General features: G+C 74.3%; 24 protein-coding genes. 18 read left to right on the plus strand and 6 right to left on the minus strand.

The features are described from left to right. Window positions 1–26: 26 nt before the first annotated feature. Complete coding sequence (locus C569_RS0104445; RefSeq protein ID WP_018784597.1) at window positions 27–494, minus strand: helix-turn-helix domain-containing protein; 468 nt, start codon at window positions 492–494, stop codon at window positions 27–29. Window positions 495–669: 175 nt separating this feature from the next. Between C569_RS0104445 and C569_RS0104450 the strand changes: the two genes are divergently transcribed. The 6 genes from C569_RS0104450 to glmM all read left to right on the plus strand — a co-directional run bounded on the left by C569_RS0104450 (window position 670) and on the right by glmM (window position 5312). Further along, a complete protein-coding gene (locus tag C569_RS0104450; RefSeq protein ID WP_018784598.1) occupies window positions 670–927 on the plus strand; it encodes a DUF6364 family protein in 258 nt (85 codons plus the stop codon). Then, window positions 917–1210 (plus strand): type II toxin-antitoxin system PemK/MazF family toxin, encoded by a 294-nt coding sequence (locus tag C569_RS0104455; RefSeq protein ID WP_018784599.1) that lies wholly within the window; start codon window positions 917–919, stop codon window positions 1208–1210. Before C569_RS0104450 ends, C569_RS0104455 begins: the two co-directional genes overlap by 11 nt. Before the next feature lie 124 nt (window positions 1211–1334). Continuing rightward, window positions 1335–2702: an MFS transporter gene (locus C569_RS0104460; protein WP_018784600.1), complete on the plus strand. Its 1368-nt coding sequence runs from the start codon at window positions 1335–1337 to the stop codon at window positions 2700–2702. A gap of 209 nt (window positions 2703–2911) precedes the next feature. Beyond that, window positions 2912–3355 carry a 50S ribosomal protein L13 gene (gene rplM, locus C569_RS0104465; RefSeq protein WP_018784601.1) on the plus strand — a complete coding sequence of 148 codons (444 nt, stop codon included), beginning with the start codon at window positions 2912–2914 and terminating at the stop codon, window positions 3353–3355. Window positions 3356–3375: 20 nt separating this feature from the next. After that, window positions 3376–3840 (plus strand): 30S ribosomal protein S9, encoded by a 465-nt coding sequence (rpsI, locus tag C569_RS0104470; protein ID WP_018784602.1) that lies wholly within the window; start codon window positions 3376–3378, stop codon window positions 3838–3840. A 116-nt stretch (window positions 3841–3956) separates the two neighbouring features. Beyond that, window positions 3957–5312 carry a phosphoglucosamine mutase gene (gene glmM, locus C569_RS0104475; RefSeq protein ID WP_018784603.1) on the plus strand — a complete coding sequence of 452 codons (1356 nt, stop codon included), beginning with the start codon at window positions 3957–3959 and terminating at the stop codon, window positions 5310–5312. A gap of 150 nt (window positions 5313–5462) precedes the next feature. Here glmM and C569_RS0104480 read toward each other — a convergent pair whose 3' ends face one another. Beyond that, complete coding sequence (locus C569_RS0104480; RefSeq protein ID WP_018784604.1) at window positions 5463–6650, minus strand: pyridoxal phosphate-dependent aminotransferase; 1188 nt, start codon at window positions 6648–6650, stop codon at window positions 5463–5465. A 31-nt stretch (window positions 6651–6681) separates the two neighbouring features. Beyond that, window positions 6682–7674, minus strand: a complete 993-nt coding sequence (locus C569_RS34840; RefSeq protein ID WP_026267689.1) for an MmpS family transport accessory protein — start codon at window positions 7672–7674, stop codon at window positions 6682–6684. A 244-nt stretch (window positions 7675–7918) separates the two neighbouring features. On the opposite strand from C569_RS34840, the gene glmS reads away from it, so the two are divergent. Beyond that, window positions 7919–9832 carry a glutamine--fructose-6-phosphate transaminase (isomerizing) gene (gene glmS / locus C569_RS0104490; protein ID WP_026267690.1) on the plus strand — a complete coding sequence of 638 codons (1914 nt, stop codon included), beginning with the start codon at window positions 7919–7921 and terminating at the stop codon, window positions 9830–9832. A 122-nt stretch (window positions 9833–9954) separates the two neighbouring features. Here glmS and C569_RS0104495 read toward each other — a convergent pair whose 3' ends face one another. Then, complete coding sequence (locus tag C569_RS0104495; RefSeq protein ID WP_051090449.1) at window positions 9955–11598, minus strand: alpha/beta hydrolase; 1644 nt, start codon at window positions 11596–11598, stop codon at window positions 9955–9957. A 23-nt stretch (window positions 11599–11621) separates the two neighbouring features. Continuing rightward, window positions 11622–11924 carry a type VII secretion target gene (locus C569_RS0104500; RefSeq protein WP_018784607.1) on the minus strand — a complete coding sequence of 101 codons (303 nt, stop codon included), beginning with the start codon at window positions 11922–11924 and terminating at the stop codon, window positions 11622–11624. 216 nt (window positions 11925–12140) lie between these two features. Here C569_RS0104500 and C569_RS0104505 point away from each other — a divergent pair, with 216 nt between their 5' ends. From C569_RS0104505 to ung, 5 genes are all read left to right on the plus strand, one after another. Then, window positions 12141–13610, plus strand: a complete 1470-nt coding sequence (locus C569_RS0104505) for a bifunctional ADP-dependent NAD(P)H-hydrate dehydratase/NAD(P)H-hydrate epimerase (protein WP_018784608.1) — start codon at window positions 12141–12143, stop codon at window positions 13608–13610. An 81-nt stretch (window positions 13611–13691) separates the two neighbouring features. Beyond that, window positions 13692–14810, plus strand: a complete 1119-nt coding sequence (gene alr, locus C569_RS0104510; RefSeq protein WP_018784609.1) for an alanine racemase — start codon at window positions 13692–13694, stop codon at window positions 14808–14810. Continuing rightward, entirely contained in the window at window positions 14807–15892 is a 1086-nt protein-coding gene (locus C569_RS0104515; protein WP_018784610.1) for an alpha/beta fold hydrolase, read from the plus strand. The genes alr and C569_RS0104515 overlap by 4 nt, the downstream gene beginning before the upstream one ends. Then, complete coding sequence (tsaE, locus tag C569_RS0104520; RefSeq protein ID WP_018784611.1) at window positions 15889–16371, plus strand: tRNA (adenosine(37)-N6)-threonylcarbamoyltransferase complex ATPase subunit type 1 TsaE; 483 nt, start codon at window positions 15889–15891, stop codon at window positions 16369–16371. The genes C569_RS0104515 and tsaE overlap by 4 nt, the downstream gene beginning before the upstream one ends. A gap of 53 nt (window positions 16372–16424) precedes the next feature. Further along, window positions 16425–17126, plus strand: coding sequence for a uracil-DNA glycosylase (ung, locus tag C569_RS0104525; RefSeq protein WP_018784612.1), 702 nt, complete (start codon window positions 16425–16427; stop codon window positions 17124–17126). On the opposite strand, the gene C569_RS0104530 is transcribed toward ung, so the two are convergent. Beyond that, window positions 17115–17840: a helix-turn-helix transcriptional regulator gene (locus C569_RS0104530; RefSeq protein WP_018784613.1), complete on the minus strand. Its 726-nt coding sequence runs from the start codon at window positions 17838–17840 to the stop codon at window positions 17115–17117. The two genes, ung and C569_RS0104530, sit on opposite strands and share 12 nt — an antisense overlap. A gap of 173 nt (window positions 17841–18013) precedes the next feature. On the opposite strand from C569_RS0104530, the gene tsaB reads away from it, so the two are divergent. From tsaB to C569_RS0104560, 6 genes are all read left to right on the plus strand, one after another. Beyond that, window positions 18014–18691, plus strand: a complete 678-nt coding sequence (gene tsaB, locus C569_RS0104535) for a tRNA (adenosine(37)-N6)-threonylcarbamoyltransferase complex dimerization subunit type 1 TsaB (RefSeq protein ID WP_018784614.1) — start codon at window positions 18014–18016, stop codon at window positions 18689–18691. After that, window positions 18688–19131, plus strand: a complete 444-nt coding sequence (gene rimI / locus C569_RS0104540) for a ribosomal protein S18-alanine N-acetyltransferase (protein WP_018784615.1) — start codon at window positions 18688–18690, stop codon at window positions 19129–19131. Before tsaB ends, rimI begins: the two co-directional genes overlap by 4 nt. Before the next feature lie 5 nt (window positions 19132–19136). Further along, entirely contained in the window at window positions 19137–20183 is a 1047-nt protein-coding gene (tsaD, locus tag C569_RS0104545) for a tRNA (adenosine(37)-N6)-threonylcarbamoyltransferase complex transferase subunit TsaD (protein WP_018784616.1), read from the plus strand. Window positions 20184–20200: 17 nt separating this feature from the next. Further along, complete coding sequence (locus C569_RS0104550) at window positions 20201–20455, plus strand: hypothetical protein (protein WP_026267691.1); 255 nt, start codon at window positions 20201–20203, stop codon at window positions 20453–20455. 69 nt (window positions 20456–20524) lie between these two features. Next, on the plus strand, window positions 20525–22231 hold the full coding sequence (locus C569_RS0104555; protein ID WP_018784618.1) for an ABC transporter ATP-binding protein: 1707 nt from the start codon (window positions 20525–20527) through the stop codon (window positions 22229–22231). Then, window positions 22228–23976, plus strand: a complete 1749-nt coding sequence (locus tag C569_RS0104560; protein ID WP_018784619.1) for an ABC transporter ATP-binding protein — start codon at window positions 22228–22230, stop codon at window positions 23974–23976. The genes C569_RS0104555 and C569_RS0104560 overlap by 4 nt, the downstream gene beginning before the upstream one ends. Window positions 23977–23986 lie beyond the last annotated feature (10 nt).

Below are 23986 nucleotides of genomic sequence, written 5' to 3' on the forward strand. Positions count from 1 at the left end.
CCAGCGCCCCGTGGCCGGTCCGGGAACTACACGTCGTCGGTGAAGCCCAGCGCGTCGGACTCCCACATCAGGGCCTCGTACGACTTCCGTCGCTCCTCCATCTGCCGTTGCCGGAATGCGAGGACGTCGCGGAGGAAGAGGCGCCGGTGGCTCCCGACGCGGTGGGACGCGATCGCCCCGCTCTCCAGAAGGCGCACGAGTGTGGGGCGGGACATGCCCAGCAGCTTCGCCGCCTCGGTCGTCGTCAGTTCGCGGGAGACGGCGCTGATCGCGACGCCGTCGCCGCGGGCGAGCATCGCCGAGATCTGATGGAGGACGTCGAACATCTGGGCGGGAACCTCGACCTCTTCGCCGTCCGCCGAGACGAGGCGGGCTACCCCCTCGCCTGCGTCAAGGGGGTGCCGCACGAGGAACTCCTCCATGGCGGCTGCCTTCTGGCGCTCCGCTCCATCGGTGGGCATGACCGAGGCGGCCATGCCGGTGCTGAGGCTCATGGCGGCTCCCTGTGGCAGATGCGGCTCGCGTCCTGACCGTCCGGACTCATCCCATGGTCCCTTCCAAGTGCAATATCCGCAACCAGCTTCGGTTGTTTCACCTGGTGGTGTCCCAATCCCCGATCGGCGGGGACGAGGATGACTGGCGGTCACACCGATGGGTAGTCTTCCCGGCATGACCGCCAAGGTGACGTTGTCGTTCTCCGACGAGACGATCGAGGAGGCGCGCCGGTTCGCCAAGCGGGAAGGGCTCTCCCTCTCCGCCTGGATGGACCAGGCCGCCCGGGAGAAGGCGCTGCGGGAGGTCTTCACCGCGCACGCCGACGCGGTCGGCCGCGCCGGCCTGGACCTGGAAACCGCCGCCGTGGCCGACGCCCAGGAGGCCGCGCTCGTCGACGACGCCCTGTTCGGCGGGCGTCCGCGTGCTGCGTAGGGGTGAGGTCTGGCGCATCTCCGGCGCCCGGGAACGGCTCGGCCTGGTGATCAGCTCCGACGTCTACAACGCCACGGCGGTGCCCATCGTGATCGTGGCCGAGGTGGTCGAGGAGACGCTGCTGCGCGACTCGCCGCTCGCCGTGCCGATGGGCCCGTACGTGGTGATGCCCGACCGGATCTCCGCACCGATGAAGAAATGGTTCACCGAGTGCGTGGACGTGGCCGACACCGAGACCATGCAGCGGGTCGGCCGGGCGCTGCGGATCCTCCAGGAGCTGTGAGCACCTCACCGGCGCCGTCCGGCGGACGTGCGATCTCCGTTGCCGGGCCGACGCGCGCGGGGCACGCCGGGGAAACCACCGGCTGAGAGCGTCGCCCTCGTCATCGACGAGGAGGAGTCCGTCAGTGAGCACGCTCGCTTCCGCACCGACCACGCCGCCGGCCCCCACCGCCGGCCGGCTCACCGAATGGCGGCCGGAGGACCCGGCGTTCTGGGCGGCCGGCGGCGCCCGGGTGGCCCGGCGCAACCTGTACGTCTCGATCTTCGCCGAACATGTCGGCTTCTCCGTGTGGAGCCTCTGGTCGGTGACGGTGCTGTTCCTGGGCCCCGAGTACGGCATCGACCCGGCCGGGAAGTTCCTGCTCACCGCCGTGCCGGCCGCGCTGGGCGCGGTGCTGCGGCTGCCGTACACGCTGGCCGTGGCCCGGTTCGGCGGCCGGAACTGGACCATCGTGAGCGCCCTGCTGCTGCTCGTGCCGGCGGTGCCGATGGCAGTGCTGATCGAACCCGGGGTGTCGTACGCCACGCTGATGGTGCTGGCCTGCCTGTCCGGCGTCGGCGGCGGCAACTTCGCCTCGTCGATGGCGAACATCAACCTGTTCTTCCCGGAGCGGCTCAAGGGCCGGGCACTCGGGCTCAACGCCGGCGGCGGCAACCTGGGCGTACCGGCCGTGCAACTCGTGGGGCTGGCGGTGCTGGCGACCGCCGGCGCCGCGTACCCCCGGTTGGTGCCGGCGGTCTACCTGCCGCTGATCGTGCTGGCCGCGTTGGCCGCGGCCCGGTGGCTGGACAACGTGCCGGGGGCGCGCAACGAGCCCGGCGCGCTGCGCGCGGCCGCCCGCGACCCGCACACCTGGGTGATGTCGCTGCTCTACGTGGGCACGTTCGGCTCGTTCATCGGCTTCGGGTTCGCCTTCGGCCAGGTGCTCCAGCTCCAGTTCCACGAGCGGTTCCCGACGCCCGTCGACGCCGCCTGGCTGACCTTCCTCGGCCCGCTGATCGGGTCGCTGATCCGGCCCGTGGGCGGCCAGCTCGCCGACCGGCTGGGCGGCGCCCGGGTCACGTTCTGGAACTTCGTGGCGATGGCCGCCGGAGCCGGGCTGGTGCTGTACGCCGCCCGGGACCGGTCGTTCCCGCTCTACCTCGCCGGGTTCATGGCGCTGTTCGTCTTCTCCGGCATCGGCAACGGCTCGACGTACAAGATGATCCCGGCGATCTTCCGGGCCCGGGCCGTCGCGGAGGGCGAGCTGACCGGCGATCCGGAGGCGGCGCAGCGGCGGGCCCGGCGGCTGTCCGGGGCGGTGATCGGCATCGCCGGGGCGGTCGGCGCCTCCGGCGGCGTGCTGGTGAACGTGGCGTTCCGGCAGTCGTTCCTGACCTCCGGCACCGCCGACGCCGCCTACCTGGCCTTCATCGGCTGGTACGCGCTCTGCTTCCTGGTGACCTGGGTGGTCTACCTGCGCCCCGGGCCGCGTACGCTGACCAACGTGTGACCTGTGCCATGACGAACCCGCAGGCCACGCGCGGTGCGACCCCGTTTTGACCTGCCGCCGGGCGGCCGGGTATCGTTGCCTGCTGTTGTACGACATTCTTAGGCGTGCCGCATCAGGTACGCTTGGTCGTTCGTGCGCGCTGGTCCGGCTGGGTACTCCCGGTCACCTCGGCGCGCGACCCCAGACCGACGACGAGACAAGGTAGACCTGTGCGTACGTACAGCCCGAAGCCGGGTGAGATCGAGCGTCAGTGGCACGTCATCGACGCCTCTGATGTCGTGCTGGGCCGCCTGGCGACCCACGCCGCCACGCTCCTGCGTGGCAAGCACAAGCCGACTTTCGCGCCGCACGTCGACACGGGCGACTTCGTCGTCATCGTGAACGCGGGCAAGGTCGCGCTGACCGGCAACAAGCGTCAGACGAAGGTCGCTTACCGCCACTCCGGTTACCCGGGTGGCCTGAAGCGGGTCGGCTACGACGAGCTGCTGACCAAGCGGCCCGAGCGGGCCATCGAGCTGGCCGTGAAGGGCATGCTCCCGCACAACAAGCTGGGCCGCCAGATTCTCAAGAAGCTGAAGGTCTACGCCGGTGCCGAGCACCCGCACACCGCGCAGCAGCCGGTGCCGTTCGAGATCAAGCAGATCGCGCAGTGAGCGCGGGCGAAGGAAGCAGCATGACCGACATCACCGCCACCGAGGTCGCCCCCGAGGCCACCGAGGCGCCGGCGCCCGTCGCGCGCGCGCCCCGTGGTGACCGCCCGATCCAGACCGTGGGTCGGCGCAAGGAAGCCATCGTCCGGGTCCGGATCGTGCCGGGCACCGGCAAGATCACCTGCAACGGCCGCGACCTCGAGGCCTACTTCCCGAGCAAGGTGCACCAGCAGCTCATCAAGGACCCGCTGGTCACCGCCGAGAAGCCCGAGGCGTTCGACGTGATCGCCAACCTGCGTGGCGGCGGCACCACCGGCCAGGCCGGCGCGCTGCGGCTCGCCATCGCCCGGGCGCTGATCGTCAGCGAGCCCGACGACCGCCCGGCCCTGAAGAAGGCCGGCTTCCTGACCCGTGACGCCCGGGTCAAGGAGAGCAAGAAGTACGGCCTCAAGAAGGCCCGCAAGGCTCCCCAGTACTCGAAGCGCTGATCACCACAGGCGCCTTGTACTTCTGACGGACGGCCGGTCCGCTTCCCCTCGCCGGGAGGCGGACCGGCCGTTCCGCGTTTCTCTCCTTATCGGCAGTTCCACGGAGGTTGGCGGGTATGGGCCGGTTGTTCGGCACGGACGGCGTACGCGGGCGGGCGAACGCGGATCTCACCCCGGAGTTGGCGCTGGCGGTCGCGGTGGCCGCGGCCCACACGCTGGCCGAGACCGACAAGAGCCATCCGCCGCTCGCGGTGGTCGGCCGGGACACCCGGGCCAGCGGCGAGATGCTGGAGGCGGCGGTGGTCGCCGGGCTCACCAGCGCCGGCGCCAACGTGGTCCGGGTCGGCGTGCTGCCCACCCCGGCGGTGGCGTTCCTCACCGCCGAGGCCAAGGCCGACCTGGGCGTGATGCTCTCCGCCTCGCACAACCCGATGCCTGACAACGGCATCAAGCTGTTCGCCGCCGGCGGGCACAAGCTGCCCGACGAGATCGAGATGCGGATCGAGGAGGCGGTGAAGGCCAACGCCACCACCGCCTGGAAGCGCCCGATCGGCGCCGGCGTGGGCCGGGTGCACGACCTGCTCGACGGCGCCGACCACTACGTCCAGCACCTGGTCGGCACCGTGCCGCACCGCCTCGACGGGATCAAGGTCGTCGTCGACTGCGCCAACGGCGCGGCGGCCGACGTCGCCCCGGTCGCTTACCGGGAAGCAGGCGCCGAGATGGTCGCCATCCACGCCGAGCCGGACGGGCTCAACATCAACGACGAGTGCGGCTCCAACCACATCGACGCGCTGCGCGCCGCCGTGGTCGAGCACGGCGCCCACCTCGGCATCGCCCACGACGGCGACGCCGACCGCTGTGTCGCGGTCACCGCCGACGGCGACGAGGTCGACGGCGACCAGGTCATGGCGATCCTCGCGCTGGCCATGCGGGACGCCGGCGAGCTGACCCAGGACACCCTGGTCGCCACCGTGATGAGCAACCTCGGTCTCCGGCTGGCCATGTCCGAGCACGGCATCCGGCTGGTCGAGACCAAGGTCGGCGACCGGTACGTGCTGGAGGAACTGCGCGCCTCCGGTCTGGCGCTCGGCGGAGAGCAGAGCGGACACATCGTGCTGCCCGCCTACGCCACCACCGGCGACGGCGTGCTGACCGGCCTGCACCTGATGGCGCGGATGGCCGCCACCGGCACCTCGCTGGCCGAGCTGGCCGCCGTGGTCACCAAGCTGCCCCAGGTGCTGATCAACGTGCCGGTCGGGGACCGTACCGTCGGCGCCGCCGCACCCGCCGTCCGCGCCGAGGTCGAGCGCGCCGAGGCGGAACTGGGCGAGACCGGCCGGGTGCTGCTGCGGCCCTCCGGCACCGAGCCGCTGGTGCGGGTCATGGTCGAGGCGGCCACCGAGACCACCGCGCGCGAGGTCGCCGAGCGCATCGCCGAGCAGGTCCGCACCGCCAGCCCGGCCGCCTGACCGGACCGGCCGCCTGGTCCGGCGGCCCGCCGGCCACCTGATCGAGTGCGGCGAGCTGCTCCCGGACGGAGGCCGGGCGTACGCCGGAGAGCATCGTGTCGCAGCCGCGCTGGGCGGCGAACCGGCGCAGCCGCGTGACCTGCCCGTCGCTCATCCCTTCTCCTGGAGCCGGCGCAGCCGGGTCACCGCTTCGGCCAGCACCTCGGATCGCTTGCAGAACGCGAACCGGACCAGCCGGCGGCCGGCCTCCACGTCGTCGTAGAACACCTGCGTGGGCACCGCCACCACACCGCAGCGCTCCGGCAGCGCCCGGCAGAACTCCACCCCGTCCCGGCCACCCAGCGGCGTGACGTCGGCGGTGACGAAGTAGGTGCCCTCCGGCGCGAGCACGCCGAAGCCGGCGTCGGCCAGGCCGGCGGCGAGCTGGTCCCGGCGGCGTTGCATGTCGTCCCGGAAGCCGGTGAAGTACGCGTCCGGCAGCCCGAGCGCCACCGCCACCGCCGGTTGCAGCGGCCCGGCGTTGACGAACGTCAGGAACTGTTTCACCCGCAGCACCGCCGCCACCAGCGGTGCCGGACCGCTCACCCAGCCGACCTTCCAGCCGGTGCAGGAGAACGTCTTCCCGGCCGACGAGATGCGCAGCGTCCGCTCCCGCATGCCGGGCAGCGTGGCCAGCGGTACGTGCGTCGCGGCGGCGTCGGTGAACACCAGATGCTCGTAGACCTCGTCGGTGACCGCGTACACGTCGTGTGTCCGGCACAGCTCGGCCACCGTCGTCAGCTCGTCGGCGGTGAAGACCTTGCCGGTCGGGTTGTGCGGCGAGTTCAGCAGCACCAGCCGGGTACGTGGCCCGAACGCGGCGCGCAGCTCGTCCGGGTCGAACGCGTACCGGCCGTCGGGGCCGGGCCGCAGCGTCACCGGACGGCGGACCGCACCGGCGAGCGCGACCGAGGCGGCGTACGAGTCGTAGTACGGCTCGAAGCAGATCACCTCGTCACCCGGCTCGCAGAGTGCGAGGATGCTCGCCGCGACCGCCTCGGTCGCCCCGGCGGTCACCACGATCTCGCCGTCCGGGTCGTACTCCAGCCCCCAGAACCGGCGCTGGTGGTCGGCGACGGCGGCGCGCAGCGCGGGGATCCCCGGACCGGGCGGGTACTGGTTGTGGCCGGTACGCAGCGCCTCGGCGGCGGCGGCGAGCATCTCCGGCGGGCCGTCGGTGTCCGGGAAGCCCTGCCCGAGGTTGACCGCTCCGGTGCGCACTGCGAGCGCGGACATCTCGGCGAAGACGGTGGTGCCGAACGGCCGCATCCGGGCCACCAGGGGATCGGTCGTCGTCACGGCGGCCAGCCTACGGCCCGCCGCCGACCGCTCACCAGCCGAAGCAGGCCACACCCCATCTTCCCGAGTTCTGGGCGACGACCTTGCCGTCGATGGTTATCCGGCAGGTCACTTGGCCGGCGCGTCCGGCGCTTGTGACGATCTGGACCCGCTCACGGTCGCTTGTGGTGAATCTGAGCCGCCAGGGCGAGTCGACGGAGTCGAGCAGGTGGAAGTCGCCGTTCGCGTCGTAGAACTGCACCTCAGCCTCGCCCTCGGAGCCGGTCACCTCGTACAGGACGGTGAACCGGCCCGGGCCGCCCGAGGGGGTCGTGGCCGGCGTGGCCGGGGGAGGGGTGGGCTCGTCGGCCCATCCGTCGGGTTCGCCGTAGAACGGGTCGTCGTACCGCTCGCCGGAAGCGCTCCCGCCGTCCATGGCCCGGCCGAGGAAGGACAGCCCGACGCAGCCGCAGACGATGAGCGCCAGCACGGTGACGATGCCGATCACCAGGCCGGCCACCCAGCCGTTGCCGCCGCGCTGTGGCGGCATGCCCGGATACGCGTACGGCGGCGGGTAGGGCCCGGACGGGTGCGGGCCGGGCGGGTACGACCCGGCCTGGTAGGGGCCGGGCGGGTAGGCGCCCGGCCCCCAGCCGGGCGGTGCCGGGTGGCCCGGGGCGCCGGGCTGGGACGGCCGCCCGGCCGCGCCTGGGAGCCCGGACGCCTGGGGATCGCCGGGAACCGGTGGGACGGCCGGGCGCGGCATGGCGACCGGGTCGGCCGGAGCCGCCCAGCCCGGTTCGCCCACCGCCCGGCCGGTGCCGCTCGGGGACGCGGCCGGGTCGGCTCCAGACGCGCTCACCGGGCCGGCCGCCGCCCACGGGCTCGGAGCCGGGGGCGGCGACCAGGGCGCGGGAGGCGTCCACGGCTGCGGTGCGGCCAGCGGGTCCGGCGGCGTCCAGGACGAGGGCTGCGGCGTGGCCGGCGCGGCGGTCGGGTCGCTCGGTCCGGCGGCCGGTTCGGGGGCGGGGGTCGTCTCGGACATCAGGTCAGCTCACAGGGGTACGGCGCGGACGACCGCGGAACGGTGGGCCCGGGGGGGACGGCACCCGGCCTCAATGTAGGCGGTGGTGGTCGGCTGCGCGGTCCCGGCCGGCGGTCCGCGTGCCGCGTCCCGAACCGGTCCGGACGGGCGGAACGACGTACGTGCTCGGTTCGCTCAAATTCAGTGATCGTTAACCGGCTTTCCGAGCACACGCGATGAGCGAAACTCGGCTAGGCTGCGGACCATGTGTGGAATCGTGGGTTACGCCGGTGCGCGCCCGGCACTCGGCATCGTGCTTGACGGACTGCGGCGTCTCGAATACCGCGGCTACGACTCGGCCGGTGTCGCCGTGGTCTGCGAGGACGAGCTGCTGACCGAGAAGAAGGCCGGCAAGCTCGCGAACCTGGAGAAGGTCCTCTCCGAGCGGGCGGCCGACAACCCCGACGACTGCGCCGCCAGCCCGATCGGCATCGGCGACGGCACCACCGGCATCGGCCACACCCGGTGGGCCACGCACGGCGGCCCGACCGACCGCAACGCCCACCCGCACCTCTCCCCGGACGGCCGCGTCGCGGTGATCCACAACGGCATCATCGAGAACTTCGCGAAGCTGCGCGCCGAACTGGAGGACGAGGGCGTCGAGTTCGCCAGCGACACCGACACCGAGTGCGCGGCGCATCTGATCGCGCGCGCGCTGGCCGACCTGCGCTCGGCCGGTGAGACCGACAGCCCGCAGCTCCTCGCCGCCGCCATGCGCGTGGTCTGCGCCCGCCTGGAGGGCGCGTTCACGCTGCTCGCCGTCGACGCCGGCATCCCCGGCGCGGTGGTCGGCGCCCGGCGCAACTCGCCGTTGGTGGTCGGCCGGGGCGACGGCGAGAACTACCTGGCCAGCGACGTCGCCGCGTTCATCGAGCACACCCGGGACGCGGTCGAGCTGGGGCAGGACCAGATCGTCCTGATCACCCCGGACAGCATCGACATCACCGACTTCCACGGTCAGCCGGCGAGCGGCACCGACTTCCACATCGACTGGGACTCGTCGGCCGCCGAGAAGGGCGGCTACGACTGGTTCATGCTCAAGGAGATCGAGGAGCAGCCGCAGGCCATCGCCGACACGCTGCTGGGCCGGCTCACCGAGACCGGCGAGATCGCCCTCGACGAGGTCCGCCTCAGCGAGCAGGACCTGCGCGACGTCGACAAGATCTTCATCGTCGCCTGCGGCACCTCGTACCACGCCGGCCTGGTCGCCAAGTACGCCATCGAACACTGGACCCGCATCCCCTGCGAGGTGGAGCTGGCCAGTGAGTTCCGCTACCGCGACCCGGTCCTGGACCGGTCCACGCTGATCGTGGTGATCTCGCAGTCCGGCGAGACCATGGACACGCTGATGGCGCTGCGCCACGCCAAGGAGCAGAAGGCCCGCGTGCTGGCGATCTGCAACACCAACGGCTCGACCATCCCGCGTGAGTCCGACGCGGTGCTCTACACCCACGGCGGCCCGGAGATCGCTGTCGCCTCCACCAAGGCGTTCCTCACCCAGGTCGTCGCCTGCTACCTGATCGGCCTGCACCTGGCCCAGGTGCGCGGCATCAAGTTCGCCGACGAGGTGGGCGCGGTGGTGGCCCAGCTCCAGGAGATGCCGGGCAAGCTGCGGGAGCTGCTGGACCGGATCGAGCCGGTCCGTGAGCTGGGCCGCGAGCTGAAGTCCGAGCCGACGGTGCTGTTCATCGGCCGGCACGTGGGCTACCCGGTGGCGCTGGAGGGTGCGCTGAAGCTCAAGGAGCTGGCGTACATGCACGCCGAGGGCTTCGCCGCCGGCGAGCTGAAGCACGGCCCGATCTCGCTGATCGACCAGGGCACCCCGGTGATCTGCATCGTGCCCTCCCCGGTGGGCCGGGGCATGCTGCACGACAAGGTCGTCTCCAACATCCAGGAGGTCCGCGCCCGCGGCGCCCGCACCATCGTGATCGCCGAGGAGGGCGACCAGGCGGTGGTCCGCTACGCCGACCATCTGATCTACGTGCCGCGTACGCCGACGCTGCTGGCGCCGCTGGTGACCACAGTGCCGTTGCAGGTGCTGGCCGCGGAGATCGCCGCCGCCCGCGGACACGACGTCGACCAGCCCCGGAACCTGGCCAAGTCGGTCACCGTCGAGTAGCGGATCCCGTCCACGCTCCCTCCGCCCGTCCACCGGGCGGAGGGACCGCGTCGTCTCCGGCCCGCCTCGCGGGCGACCGCCGGACGGGCGTGGCCGGCCGCCGGAAGGCCACGGGTGGCGGGTCATCGGCCCAGCACGATCCGCGCCATGCCGTCCAGCGCCGGGTTGCCGGGATCCCAGTAGCCGGTGTGGCCGTGCGGAGCGCTCGGGAAGCGCCTCCCGCCGAAGCCCGGCGCGCTCGGGTCGGCGCCGAACCAGAGCCGCTCGCCGTGCGGGTCGAGCACGGCGAGCGCCGGACCGAGCGGCGTACCCGCGAGCAGGGCGCGGCGGGCCAGCTCGTCCGGCGGCCGGGCCAGCCGGATCACGTCGTCCGGCGCGGTCGACGACCAGACCTGACCGGCGGGCATGCGCAGGTCGGCGGCGTGGTCCACGCCCACCCCTGGCGAGCCGACGAAGACCAGCGCATCGGCGCCCAGCCCGTGGTCGCGCGCGGCGGTGCCGACCACGAGCGAGCCGTAGCTGTGCCCGAGCACGGTCTGCCGGGCCGGTGGGCCCTCGTGCGCGGCCCGCAGCCCGTCCTGGAACCGGTGCAGTGCCGGGCCCGCGTCCGCGGCCTGCCGGGTGCCGGCCGCCTCGGTGAGGAAGTCGGGCGCGTCGTAGTCCAGCCAGAGCACCGCCGCCGTCTCCTCACCCGGCCCGAGCGCCGCGCACCGCTGCCACACCCGTGCCGCCCGGCCCAGCTCGGCCGGCGCGTCGGCGAGATCTGAGGTCATGCCCGGGACGTAGGTGAGCACCGAGGCGGCGCGGTCCGGGTTGCCGAGCGCCACCACCGCGCGGCCGTCGCCGGCCGGGTCCAGCCCCAGCAGGTACGCCCGGGGCGCCCCGCCCGCGGCCAGCCGATCGCCGAGCCCGTCCAGCCCGCGCAACGCCGCCTCGACGGCGGCGAGCCGGACCCGCCGGGACGCCTCCAGCGGCCCGGCCGGAAGCGGGTGCAGCAGCGCGAGCCGCCGCGCGAGCAACTGCTCCCGCCGGTCGCCGAGCAGCAGCCGGTTCGCCTGGTCCCGGGCGGCGGCCGGAAGCCCGTCGAGGCGTCCGATCCGGCCCGGTTCCCGTCCCACCAGCCAGCGCCGTTCGGCCGCGTTCAGTCCGGCCCACCAGCGGCTCACCTCGGCCGGTCCGGCGCCGGGCCCGGGCCGCCACGCGGGCGGGACGCTCACCCAGCCGCGTACCGCAGCGGTGGTCAGCTCCGCCAGCCGGCCGGCCGCCTCCCGGTCGGCGGCACCGGCGAGCGTCAGCGCGCCCTGGATCGCGGCGTGCGCCTGGACCACCGCCGGTCCGGTCTGCGCCACCGGCCGCGCCGGGTCGGGCCGGACCGCGCCGGTGCGGTCGACGAGCAGGCCACCGGACTCGGCGCGGGCCACCTCGGCACCGAGCCGGGCCTTCGCCGTGCCCAGCCGGGCGCCGAACTCGGCGAGCACCTGGTCGACCTCGACCAGCGCGGGCAGCACGTCGGTGAGGCCGGTGCGCAGGTCCTCGATGCGCCGCCGGGCGGCAGTCGAGGCCGCGCCCGACCACCCGGGCCGGAGCCCGCCGATCCGGGCGGTCAGCGCGTCGGCGCGCTGCCGTACCGGCCCGGCGAGGCCCCGCCACGCCGTACCGGCGGCCGGCCAGGCGCCCGGATCGGCCCGCCAGAGCTGCGCGTAGCCGACCGGCACGTCCGCGGGGCCGCCGCCGGACCGCCCGCCGGGCCCTCCGGGGCTTGGCACGGGCTGCCCGGGGGCACCGCTGCTCACCGGAGTACCCCGGTGAGGCGGCGGGCGGCGCGTTCGTCCACCGCCTCGTAGCCGTCCGCCCCGTGGCGCAACGCCTGCGCGGTGTCGGCCACCCGGGCACCGAGCGCGCCGGACCAGCGCCGCACGGCCGACTCCAGGTCGGCCAGCGCCACCGCGGACCGCCAGCCGTCCGGCGCCGCCACCAGCAACGACTCCGGTGCCGCGCCCGGCCCGCAGGCCAGCCGGTACGCGTCGTCGGCCAGCTCGCGCGCCACCGATCGCAGCAGCTCCGGGTCGACGTCGAACGGTCTCTCCACCATGTGCCCTCCCTCGCCCGGCGCCACCGGTCGGCCCCGGAACCGGGACGCTAGGCGGTACCCGACGGCGGCCGCCGACCCCTGTGGACAACGTGCCGGGTTGTCCACAGGGACTGTCTGCGAGCCGGTCCCGGGCGTGTACCGCCGGTAGGGTGAGGCCGTGATCGGGGGAGCCGCGAAGCGGATGCTGAGCCGGCGCGACGAGCGGGGTGGGGTGGCATGAAACAGGTGTGGCGGGTCGCCGACGTCCGCGCGGCGGAAGCGGGCCTGGTGGCCACCCTTCCGGCCGGTGCGCTCATGCAGCGGGCCGCCGCCGGGCTGGCCCGCCGCTGCGCGTTGCTGCTCGCCGGCCGGGGCGGCGTCTACGGCGCCCGGGTGCTGGTGCTCGCCGGGTCCGGCGACAACGGCGGCGACGCCCTGTTCGCGGCCGCGCACCTGGCCCGCCGGGGCGCGGCGGTGACCGCGCTGCTGCTCACGCCGGGCCGGGCGCACGCCGAGAGCCTGGCCGCCCTGCGCGCCGCCGGTGGGCGGGTCGCCGACCGGCCGCCCGCGGTGGTCGACCTGGTGCTCGACGGCATTGTGGGCATCGGCGGCACCGGAGGGCTCCGGGAGACGGCCGAGCAGCTGGCCACGAGCCTGACCGGGCAGCGCGGGCGCGACGGCACGCCCGCCACCGTGGTCGCTGTCGACGTGCCCAGCGGCGTCGCCGTCGACACCGGCCACGTCCCGCTCACCGACGCCGGGCGGCCCCGGGCGGTGCGCGCCGACGTGACTGTCGCCTTCGGCGCGCTCAAGCCCGCACTCGTCGTCGGTCCGGCCGCCGAACTGGCCGGCGAGGTCGAACTGGTCGACATCGGGCTGGCGCCGTGGCTGCGCGGCACGCCCGCGCTCCAGGTGATCGAGCGGACGGACGTGGTCGACTGGTGGCCGGCGCTGGGCGCGTCGTCGGAGAAGTACGCCCGGGGCGTGGTCGGGGTGGCCACCGGCTCGGCCACGTACCCGGGGGCCGCCGTGCTCTCGGTCGCCGGGGCGCTCGCCGGTCCCACCGGCCTGGTCCGCTACGCCGGAAGCGCCAAGGACGAGGTGCTGCACCAGCACCCGTCGGTGATCGCCACCGGCCGGGTCGCCGACGCGGGGCGGGTGCAGGCGTGGGTCTGCGGCTCCGGGCTCGACACCGGCGAGGAGTCCGCCGCCGAGCTGCGCGCGGTGCTCGCCGCGCCGGTGCCGGTGGTACTCGACGCGGACGCCCTGACGCTGCTCGTCGACGGCAAGCTGGCCGACCGGCTGCGCGGCCGGGACGCGCCGATCGTGGTGACGCCGCACGACCGGGAGTACGCCCGGCTCTGCGGCGAGATGCCGGGGGAGGACCGGGTCGCCGCCGCGCTGCGGCTGGCCGCCTGGATGAACGCTGTGGTGCTGCTCAAGGGCGACCGGACGGTCGTCGGCACGCCCGACGGCCGCGCGTACGTGAACCCGACCGGCACCCCGGTGCTCGCCACCGGTGGCACCGGCGACGTGCTGGCCGGGTTGCTCGGCTCGCTGCTCGCCGCCGGGCTCGCGCCGGAACGGGCGGCGGCTGCGGCGGCGTACCTGCACGGGCTGGCCGGCCGGGAGGCGGCGCGCGGCGGACCGGTGACCGCGCCCGACGTGGCCGCGGCGTTGCGTCCGGTACTGGCCCGGCTGGCCTGATCCGGCCGGCGGCGGGTGGCGGCGGGCACCGCCCGCCCGGCTCACGGCGCTGATGATCACTGACGGAAGTAGGCTGGGGACATGTGGCAGTCGGAGGTGCGCGTCGACCTGGACGCGATCCGGGAGAACGTGACCCGACTCAGGGCCGGCACCAGCGCCGAGCTGATGGCGGTGGTCAAGGCCGACGGGTACGGCCACGGCATGGCGCATGCCGCCCGCGCGGCGCTCGACGCGGGGGCGGACCAGCTCGGCGTCTGCACGCTTGACGAGGCGCTGCGGTTGCGCGAGGCGGGGATCACCGCGCCGGTGCTGGCCTGGCTGCTCGACCCCGGCCTGCCACTGCACGACGGGATCACCGTCGGCGTCGACCTCGGCTGCGCCAGCCTCGCCCAGCTCGACGAGATGACCCTTGCGAGCCGCCGGGCGGACCGCCCGGCCCGGCTGCACCTCAAGATCGACACCGGGTTGTCCCGGGGCGGCGCCACCGTCGCCGACTGGCCGGCGCTGCTGGAGGCCGCCGCGAAGGCCCAGGCCGACGGCCTGGTCGAGGTGGTCGGCGTGTGGAGCCACTTCGTGTACGCGGACTCGCCCGGCCACCCCACCACCGACCGTCAGCTCGCCGTGTTCCGGGAAGGGCTGGAGATGGTGACGCGCGCCGGGCTGCGTCCGCGCTACCGGCACCTGGCCAACTCGGCCGCCACGCTCACCCGGCCGGACACCCACTTCGACCTGGTCCGCCCCGGCATCGCCGTGTACGGCCTGTCGCCGGTGGCGGGCGAGCAGTTCGGTCTGCGACCCGCCATGACCGCCCGCGCCCGGGTGATGCTCACCAAGCGCGTCGCGGCCGGCACCGGCGTCTCCTACGGGCACACCTACCTGACCGAGCAGGAGTCCAACCTCGCGGTGGTGCCGCTCGGCTATGCCGACGGGGTGCCCCGGCACGCCTCGAACACCGGGCCGGTGCATCTCGCCGGCAAGCGCCGGACCATCTCCGGCCGGGTCTGCATGGACCAGTTCGTGGTCGACTGCGGCGACGACGAGGTGGCCGCCGGCGACGTGGTGACGCTGTTCGGCGGCGGCGCGGACGGCGAGCCCACCGCCGACGACTGGGCCGAGGCGGTCGGCACCATCAACTACGAGATCGTGACCCGCTTCGGCGGCGTGCGCGTGCCCCGCGTCTACGACGGTGAGCGCGCATGAGTGTCCGGTTGCCGCGACCGCGTACCGCCGCCGGCAAGGTGGCCGGGCTGGTCGGCGCCGCCGTCGGTGTGGCCGCCGCCGGGCTCGCGGCGGGCGTGGTCAGCGAGCGGGTGCTGGTCCGCCGGCTCAGGAACGACCCCGCCGACCGGTACGCCGACGAGGTCTTCGGCGAGCAGCGCAGCGACGAGACGTACCGGCTGGAGATGCCGGACGGCACCGACATCCACGTGGAGGTGGTCGAGCCGACCCGTCCGGTGACCGGGCACCCGACGGTGGTGCTGGTGCACGGCTTCTGCCTGGACATGGGCACGTTCCACTTCCAGCGCAAGCGGCTCGCCGAGCGCGGCGACCACCGGGTGGTGGCGTACGACCAGCCGGGGCACGGCCGCTCCGGCCGGCTGGAGAGCGGTGAGTACGACCTGACCGCGCTGGGCCACACGCTGCGCCGGGTGCTCGACGAGGTGGCCCCGGACGGCCCGCTGGTGCTGGTCGGGCACTCCATGGGCGGCATGACGATCATGGCGTTGGCCGAGCTGTACCCGGAGATGTTCGGCGACCGGGTGGTCGGCACCGTGCTGATGGCCACCTCGGGCGGTCTGGCGGCGGAGACCAAGCTGGTGGCACCCGCGCTGCTCGGCCGCGTCGGCTCGCCGGTGCTCTACATGATGAGCAACGCCACCCGGTACGGCGGCACCGTGATCGACCGGGCGCGCCGGTCGACCTCGAACGTGGCCTGGCTGCTCACCCGCAAGTACGGCTTCGGCACCTCGAAGCCGAGCCCGGCCCTGGTGTCGTACGTCGAGATGATGAACTCGCGCACCTCGGCCGACACGGTCACCCGCTACCTGCGCACGATCGCCACCCACTCCCGGTTCCCGGCGCTGGCCGCGCTGGCGGGCACGCCGGTGCTGGTGATCGTGGGGGACAAGGACATGATCACGCCGGTGACGCACTCCGAGGAGATCGTCCGCCGGCTGCCGCACGCCGAGTTCGTGAAGATCCACGACAGTGGGCACGTGGTGATGCTGGAGCACGCCGACGAGGTGAACGTGGCGCTGGAGAGGTTCCTGGACTCGCTATGACGGTGGTCGTGGAGCTGAAGACCGTCGAGGACACCCACGAGTTCGGGCGGCGGCTGGCCGGGGTGCTGCGCGCGGGCGATCTGCTGCTGCTCAGCGGCCCGCTCGGGGCCGGCAAGACGGCGCTGACCCAGGGCATCGGCGCCGGCCTCGGCGTACGCGGGGACATCACCTCACCCACCTTCGTCATCGCCCGGGTGCACCGGCCCGACCCGGCGCGGGGTGGCCGGGTGACGCTCGTGCACGCCGACGCGTACCGCCTGGGTGAGGCCGCCGACCCGCGTGCGGAGATCGACGACCTCGACCTGGACGCCTCGGTGGACGAGGCGGTCACCGTGGTGGAGTGGGGCGAGGGGATAGTCGAGCAGTTGGCCGACGCGCATCTGCGGGTACGCATCGACCGCCGCGACGACGACACCCGGGCGGTCACGCTGGAACCGGTCGGCGGCGACTGGGCCGCCCGGCTGGCCACCCTCGGCTGAGCGCTGTCGTACCCGCTGCCTAGAGTCCCGGGGACGACTGCGAAAGGTTGCCGATGCCCGACGACGCCCCCGCCCTCGACCTGATGGCACTCCTGCCCGAGCCGTGGCGGGAGGCGCTCGCCCCCCACCTGGACCCGGCCCGCACCGCGGCGCTGGCCGAGTTCGTCGCCCGGGAGTACGCGACCGCCACCGTCTTCCCGCCGCTGGAGGACCTGTTCTCCGCGTACCGGCTGTGCGGGCCGGCCGACACCCGGGTGCTGATCCTCGGGCAGGATCCGTACCACAAGGCGGGTCAGGCGCACGGGCTGAGCTTCAGCGTGCGTGAGGGGGTGGCGGTGCCGCCGTCGCTGCGCAACGTCTTCAAGGAGCTGGGCGAGGATCTGGGCGTGCCGAAGCCGCGCAGCGGCAACCTCGACGGCTGGGCCGCGCAGGGTGTTCTGCTGCTCAACTCGGTGCTGACGGTGCGGCAGGCCACGCCCGGCTCGCACGCGAACCGGGGCTGGGAGGAGTTCACCGACGCCACCATCCGGGCACTCGACGCGCTCGACAAGCGCGTGGTCTTCCTGCTGTGGGGCGGCTACGCCCGTAAGAAGGCGGCGCTGGTGACCAACCCGCAGCACGTGGTCCTGGAGGCCGGGCACCCGAGCCCGATGAACCCGCGCGGCTTCCTCGGCAGCCGCCCGTTCAGCGCGGCCAACAAGGCGCTGGCCGACGCGGGGCTGCCCACCGTCGACTGGGAACGCTCAGCCGGCTGACCCGTCCGACGCCTCGCCCGCCGCGGCGAGGCGTCGGCGGTACCGGGACAGCAGTTCGGCCGCGCGCCGGTCGGTCACCTCCACCTCGACCAGCGGCTCGACCGGATACACACGTTCACCGAGGCGGACCTCGACGGGCGCGGGCAGTTCGTCGCACATCCGGGCCCGCAGCTCGCCGTAGCGGGTCCGCCAGCGGTGCTCGCCCGGCTCCTCGGGCTCGGTGTGGATGCCGCCCCACTCCTGCCATCTGGCGTTCCAGCGCTGTGCGTAAGCCCGATCGAGGAACGCGCTGAACCGGGCGGAGTCCCGCCACCGCACCGCGATCTCGACCGCGTCCACCGGCAGTGACGCGCCCTGCAACAGGGCCGCCGTGCCGCCCGACAGCACGTATGGCAGGTCGCCGAGGGCGTCGATGATCCGGTCCAGCCCGAGATGCTCGATCCGCTCGGTCGGCGCGGTCCCGGCCAGCTCGTCCAGCGCCGCGTCCAGGTGGCTGTCCAGCGGCTCGACCTCGATTCGCAGTTGCCGCCCGAGCGCGGCCAGCAGGCGTTCCGCGGTGGTCAGGCTGGGCAGCCGGTCGCCGCGCTCGATCCGGGCGATGGCGGCCTGACTGATCCCGGCCCGCCCGGCCAGCGCCTGCTGGGTGAGCCCTGCTTGTTCGCGTTCACGCCGCAGGGTGCGGGCGACCTCTCGAACGAGGCGACTCTCCGTCATCCCCGGAGAATGGCAGTCCTCTTCCGAGCCTTATGCCTCTGAGTCATATTCATGACCCAGAGGCATAAGGCTCGCACCGCTTCTCTCTTTGATCCGGGCGCTACGCACCGTGACCGGGCGTGCGGCGAGGGCGTGCCCGGGGCGGGCGGAGCAGGCGGCTAGGCTGGCTTACCGTGCTCGTACTCGTGGTGGACTCCTCGACGCCCGCGGTGACCGCGGCCCTGGCCGAGGTCTCGGCGGACGGCGTCGCGCTCCGCGCGTCCCGGTGCACTGTCGACGCCCGCGCCCACGGCGAGCTGCTCGCGCCGCAGGTCGACGCCGTGCTGGCGGACTCCGGCGCGCGGCCCGCCGACCTGGCCGCGATCGTCGCCGGCCTCGGCCCGGGCCCGTTCACCGGGCTGCGCGTCGGGCTGGTCACCGCCGCCACCATGGGTCAGGTGCTGGGCGCACCCACGTACGGTGTCTGCTCGCTGGACGGGATCGGCCACCCGGCGGCCGCCGGCGAGCCGGTGCTGGCCGCGAGCGACGCGCGGCGCCGGGAAATCTACTGGGCCGTCTACGACGGCGCCGGCCGGCGCCTGGCCGGGCCGGAGGTGGCGGCCCCGGCGGTGGTCGCGGAACGGGCGCGCGGCCTGGCGGTCACCGTCGCGGCCGGTGACGGCGCACATCGGTACGCGGACGTGCTGGGGCTGCCGGTACGCGACGAGCCGCGTTACCCGGACCCGCTGGCGCTGGCCCGTCTCGCCGCGCCGCGGATCCGCGCGGGCGCGCCCGCTGAGACGCTCACCCCGCTCTACCTGCGTCGCCCGGACGCGGTCGCGGCCACCGGCCACAAGCCGGTCCTGCCATGAGGCTGGGCCGGTTCCGCTGGTGGCACATCGACGAGGTGCTGCCCGTCGAGGCGGACCTGTTCGGCGCCGAGCAGTGGTCGGCGGCCATGTTCTGGAACGAACTCGCCAACGGGCACTTCTACCTGGTCGCCACCGACGACGACGGCAGCCTGCTCGGCTACGCCGGGCTGGCCGTGTCCCCGCCCGACGAGGCGTGGGTGCAGAACGTCGCGGTCCGCCGGGACGCCCAGCGCCGGGGGATCGGCCGCCTGCTGCTGGAGGCGCTGCTCGCCGAGGCGGCCCGGCGCGGCGCCCGCAGCACGCTGCTGGAGGTCGCCGCGGACAACGCGCCCGCGCAACGGCTCTACGCCGGCTACGGCTTCGAGCCGATCGGCGTACGGCGCGGCTACTACCAACCGAGCAACACCGACGCGCTGGTCATGCAGCGCAACGAGGACTGACGCGCATGGCTGACGAACCCCTGATCCTCGGCATCGAGACCTCCTGCGACGAGACCGGCGTGGGCATCGTGCGCGGGCACACACTGCTCGCCGACGCGCTCGCCTCCAGCGTCGAGGAGCACGCCCGGTTCGGTGGCGTGGTGCCCGAGGTGGCCAGCCGCGCCCACCTGGAGGCCATCGTGCCGACCATGGACCGGGCGCTGCGCGAGGCAGGCGTCACCATCGCCGACATCGACGCCATCGCCGTGACCTCCGGGCCGGGCCTGGCCGGCGCGCTGCTCGTCGGGGTCGCCGCCGCCAAGGGGTACGCGGTGGCGGCGGAGAAGCCGGTGTACGGCGTGAACCACCTCGCCGCGCACGTCGCGGTGGACACGCTCGAACACGGCCCGCTGCCCGAGCCCGTTGTCGCGCTGCTGGTCTCCGGCGGGCACTCCTCGCTGCTGCGCGTCGACGACCTGGCCCGCGACGTGGTACCGCTCGGCGCCACCATCGACGACGCAGCCGGGGAGGCGTTCGACAAGGTGGCCCGCCTGCTCGGGCTGCCGTTCCCCGGCGGGCCGTACATCGACCGCGAGGCGCGCGCCGGTGACCCGGCTTCGATCGCCTTCCCGCGCGGGCTGACCGCCGCGAAGGACCTGGTCGGGCACCGGTACGACTTCTCCTTCTCCGGCCTGAAGACGGCTGTTGCCCGCTGGGTGGAGGCGCGGCAGCGGGCCGGTGAGCCGGTGCCGGTCGCCGACGTGGCCGCGTCCTTCCAGGAGGCGGTCTGCGACGTGCTCGTCGGCAAGGCGATCGACGCGTGCCGCAGCAGCGGCATCGACACGCTGGTGATCGGCGGCGGGGTGGCGGCCAACTCGCGACTGCGGGCGATGGCCGAGCAGCGGGCCGGCAGGCACGGCATCCGGGTGCGTACGCCCCGGCCGAAGCTCTGCACCGACAACGGCGCGATGGTGGCCGCGCTCGGCTCCCACCTGGTGGCCGCGGGCGTCGCGCCGAGCCGGCTGGACCTGCCGGCCGACTCGGCGATGCCGCTGACAGTGGTCAGCGTGTGAGCGGGGAGGGGACCGACATGATCGTCCGCATGTGGGAGGCAAAGGCCGAGCCGTACGGGTTCGCCGACCTGATCACCTGGGTCTGCGAGACCGCGCTGCCCGAGTTCGAGCACGACCCGATGCACGTCTCCAGCGAGGTGTTCTCCTCCACCGACCACCGGCTCGTGGTCGTCTCCAAGTGGCGTAACACCCCTCGGGAGCTGCCCGAGCCGCCGGCCCGCCTGATCGCCCGCCCGCCGCACAGCTGGGACTTCACCCAGGTCGACCGCTGACGCGACGGCCGTCACGACGGCCGGAATTGGTTGGCGCCCGGGTCGCCCGGCACCTAGCGTCGGTGGGTCATGCGCTTCTCACCGGCCGGCGATCCCGGCACCCCCGACGCGCGGTCGGCCACCCGGTACCTCGTGTGGCTCGCCGGGCGGCACCCCGTCATCTTCGGCGCCGGTCTCGCACTCGGCGTGCTCTGGATGCTGGCCCAGGCGCTGGTGCCGGCCGTGCTCGGCCGCGCCGTGGAGGCCGGCCTGGCCCAACGCGACCCGGACGCGCTGGTCCGCTGGAGCCTGGCCCTGCTCGGGCTGGGCCTGGTGCAGGCAGTCGCCGGGATCCTGCGCCACCGCTGCGCGGTGCACAACTGGCTCGGCGCCGCCTACCGCACCGTGCAGGTGACGGTGGACGCCACCAACCGGCTCGGCGCGGCGCTGCCCCGGCGGGTCGCGGCGGGTGAGGTGGTGAGCATCGGCACCGCCGACATCGAGCACATCGGCAGCGCCGTCGACATCACCGCGCGGGGCGCCGGCTCGGTGGTCGGCATCGTCACCGTCGCGGTGATCCTGCTCAGCGCCTCCCAGCCGCTCGGCCTGGTGGTGGTGCTCGGGGTGCCGCTGCTGATGGCGCTCGTGGCGTTGCTGATCCGCCCGCTGCACCGGCAGCAGGCCGCGTACCGGGACTCGACCGGCCGGCTCACCGCCCGCGCCGCGGACATCGTCTCCGGTCTGCGCGTACTGCGCGGAGTCGGCGGCGAGCCGGTGCTGTCGGAGCGCTACCGGCAACGGTCGCAGGCGTTGCGATCGGACGGACTGCGGGTGGCCCGGGTCGAGTCGCTGTTGCAGGCCGCGCAGATCCTGCTGCCCGGCGTCTTCGTGGTGCTGGTGACCTGGCTGGGCGCCCGGTACGCGCTGCGCGGCGAGATCAGCGCCGGTGAGCTGGTGTCGTTCTACGGCTACACCGCGTTCCTGGTGAGCCCGCTGCGCAACCTCACCGAGGCGGCCGACAAGCTGACCCGGGGACACGTCGCGGCCCGCCGGGTGGTCCGGTTGCTGCGGCTCGCGCCGGAGTTCACCGACCCGGCCACCCCGGTCCCGGTGCCGGCCGGACCGGGTGAGCTGGCGGACGTCCGGTCCGGGCTGGTGCTGCGACCGGGACGGCTCACCGCGCTCGCCGCCGCCACCCCGCAGGACGCCACCGAGATCGCCGACCGGCTCGGCCGGTACGCCGACGGGGACGTCACGCTGCACGGCGTACCGCTGCGGGACGTGGCGCTGGCGACGGTGCGGGAGCGGATCCTGGTGGCCGACAACGACGCGCAGCTGTTCAGCGGCGTGCTGCGCACGGAGCTGGACCCGCACGACCGGGCCGAGCCCGGCGCGGTGGCGGCGGCGCTGGCGGCGGCGAGCGCCACCGACATCGTCGAGGCGCTGCCCGGCGGCCTGGACGGCGAGGTCGCCGAACGCGGCCGGGAGTTCTCCGGCGGGCAGCGGCAACGGCTGCGGCTGGCCCGCGCGCTCGTCGCCGACCCGGAGACGTTGATCCTGGTCGAGCCGACCAGCGCGGTGGACGCGCACACCGAGGCCCGCATCGCCGAACGGCTCGGCCCGGCCCGTCACGGACGCACCACGCTCGTCTGCACCACGAGCCCGCTGGTGCTCGGCCACGCCGACCACGTGGTCTTCGTGGAGGACGGCAAGGTCGTCGCCGAGGGCCGGCACGAGGAACTGCTCGCCGGTGAGCCGCGCTACGCCGCCACGGTGAGCCGGGAGGAGGACCGATGAGCAACGCGCTGCCCGTCGCCGACGTCGCCCAGGTCCGCCGGTACGTGCGGGAGCTGATCCGCTGGCACCCGCGTGGCCTGGCCGCCGCGCTCGGCCTGCACGCGCTCGCCGCGGGCGCCGGGCTCGTCGCCCCGCGCCTGCTCGGTGACCTGGTGGAGGGGATCTCCCAGGGCATCGCCGAGACGACAGTGGACCGGGTCGTGGCGGCCATCGCCGCGTTCGTGGTGGTGCAGGCCGTGCTGGTCCGCTTCGCGCACCTGGCCTCGGCCCGGCTCGGTGAGCGGGTGCTCGCCGAGCTGCGGGAGGAGTTCGTCGACCGGGTGCTCGCGCTGCCGCTGGCCACGGTCGAGCGGGCCGGCACCGGTGACCTGCTCACCCGCACCTCGCGGGACGTCGCCGCGCTGTCCCGCACGGTCCGGTTCGCCGGGCCGGAGACGCTCATCGCGGCGCTGACCGTTGTGCTGATCGTCGGCGCGCTGGTGCTGACCGGCCCGCTGCTGGCGCTGCCCAGCCTCCTGGCGGTGCCGGTGCTGTGGGCCGGCACGCGCTGGTACCTGCGCCGCGCGCCGCAGGGCTACCTGCGGGAGAACGCCGCCTACTCGGACATCACCGACGGGATCAGCGAGACGGTCGACGGGGCGCGGACCACCGAGGCACTGCGTCAGGCGGCCCGCCGCCGGGCCCGCGGCGACGCGGACATCCGCCGGTCGTACGCGGCCGAGCGTTACACGCTCCACCTGCGGACCGTGTTCTGGCCGGTGGCCGAGTTCGGCTACCTGGTGCCGATGGTGGCGACCCTGCTCATCGGCGGCTGGTTCCACCTGAAGGGCTGGGCCAGCCTCGGCCAGGTCACCGCCGCCACGCTCTACGCCCAGCAGCTCACCGACCCGATCGAGCGGCTGCTCGGCTGGCTGGACGAGTTCCAGGTCGGCGGCGCGTCGCTGGCCCGGCTGCTCGGGGTGGCCGCCGAGCCGGACGAGCGCGCCCCGGCATCCCCCGCGCCGGCCCGGCCCGGCGACGCGGGCCGGCTCGCCGCGCACGACGTCCGGTACGCGTACCGCCCGGGACACGACGTGCTGCACGGCGTGACGCTGGAACCCCGGCCGGGGGAGCGGCTCGCGATGGTCGGCCCGTCCGGGGCGGGCAAGTCGACGCTGGGCCGGCTGCTGGCCGGCGTGCACGCGCCGAGCGCCGGGGAGGTGACAGTGGACGGCCGTCCACTCGCCGGGATGCCCCTGGCCGAGCTGCGTACCCATGTCGCGCTCGTCAGTCAGGAGCACCACGTGTTCATCGGCACGCTCGCCGACAACGTGGCCATGGTCCGGCCGGGCGCCGACCCGGCGCGGGTACGCGCGGCGCTGTCCGCCGTCGACGCGCTGGACTGGGCGCTGGCCCTGCCGGACGGGCTCGACACGCCGGTCGGCGCGGGCGGCCACCCGCTCACCCCGGCGCAGGCGCAGCAGGTCGCGCTGGCCCGGCTGGTGCTCGCCGACCCGCACACGCTGGTGCTGGACGAGGCCACCTCGCTGATCGACCCGCGGGCCGCCCGGGCCCTGGAACGGTCGCTGGCGGCGGTGCTGCACGGCCGTACCGTCATCGCCATCGCGCACCGGCTCTTCTCCGCGCACGACGCGGACCGCGTGGCGGTGGTCGACGACGGCCGGATCACCGAACTGGGATCACACGACGAACTGGTCGCGGCCGGTGGCTCGTACGCCGCGCTGTGGCGTTCCTGGCACGGCTGAGGACACGCGA

Source organism: Micromonospora sp. CNB394 (assembly GCF_000374985.1).
GTDB lineage: Bacteria > Actinomycetota > Actinomycetes > Mycobacteriales > Micromonosporaceae > Micromonospora > Micromonospora marina.

Bases quoted from the DNA above. Each gene is read 5' to 3' on its own strand.
- C569_RS0104555 (WP_018784618.1), top strand. From the start codon at position 20,525: ATGCGCTTCTCACCGGCCGGCGATCCCGGCACCCCCGACGCGCGGTCG.
- glmM (WP_018784603.1), top strand. From the start codon at position 3,957: ATGGGCCGGTTGTTCGGCACGGACGGCGTACGCGGGCGGGCGAACGCG.
- C569_RS0104515 (WP_018784610.1), top strand. From the start codon at position 14,807: ATGAGTGTCCGGTTGCCGCGACCGCGTACCGCCGCCGGCAAGGTGGCC.
- rpsI (WP_018784602.1), top strand. From the start codon at position 3,376: ATGACCGACATCACCGCCACCGAGGTCGCCCCCGAGGCCACCGAGGCG.
- C569_RS0104445 (WP_018784597.1), bottom strand. From the start codon at position 494: ATGAGCCTCAGCACCGGCATGGCCGCCTCGGTCATGCCCACCGATGGA.
- C569_RS0104530 (WP_018784613.1), bottom strand. From the start codon at position 17,840: ATGACGGAGAGTCGCCTCGTTCGAGAGGTCGCCCGCACCCTGCGGCGT.
- glmS (WP_026267690.1), top strand. From the start codon at position 7,919: ATGTGTGGAATCGTGGGTTACGCCGGTGCGCGCCCGGCACTCGGCATC.
- tsaD (WP_018784616.1), top strand. From the start codon at position 19,137: ATGGCTGACGAACCCCTGATCCTCGGCATCGAGACCTCCTGCGACGAG.
- alr (WP_018784609.1), top strand. From the start codon at position 13,692: ATGTGGCAGTCGGAGGTGCGCGTCGACCTGGACGCGATCCGGGAGAAC.
- C569_RS0104450 (WP_018784598.1), top strand. From the start codon at position 670: ATGACCGCCAAGGTGACGTTGTCGTTCTCCGACGAGACGATCGAGGAG.
- C569_RS0104550 (WP_026267691.1), top strand. From the start codon at position 20,201: ATGATCGTCCGCATGTGGGAGGCAAAGGCCGAGCCGTACGGGTTCGCC.
- ung (WP_018784612.1), top strand. From the start codon at position 16,425: ATGCCCGACGACGCCCCCGCCCTCGACCTGATGGCACTCCTGCCCGAG.
- C569_RS0104500 (WP_018784607.1), bottom strand. From the start codon at position 11,924: ATGGTGGAGAGACCGTTCGACGTCGACCCGGAGCTGCTGCGATCGGTG.
- C569_RS34840 (WP_026267689.1), bottom strand. From the start codon at position 7,674: ATGTCCGAGACGACCCCCGCCCCCGAACCGGCCGCCGGACCGAGCGAC.
- tsaE (WP_018784611.1), top strand. From the start codon at position 15,889: ATGACGGTGGTCGTGGAGCTGAAGACCGTCGAGGACACCCACGAGTTC.
- rimI (WP_018784615.1), top strand. From the start codon at position 18,688: ATGAGGCTGGGCCGGTTCCGCTGGTGGCACATCGACGAGGTGCTGCCC.
- C569_RS0104560 (WP_018784619.1), top strand. From the start codon at position 22,228: ATGAGCAACGCGCTGCCCGTCGCCGACGTCGCCCAGGTCCGCCGGTAC.
- C569_RS0104505 (WP_018784608.1), top strand. From the start codon at position 12,141: ATGAAACAGGTGTGGCGGGTCGCCGACGTCCGCGCGGCGGAAGCGGGC.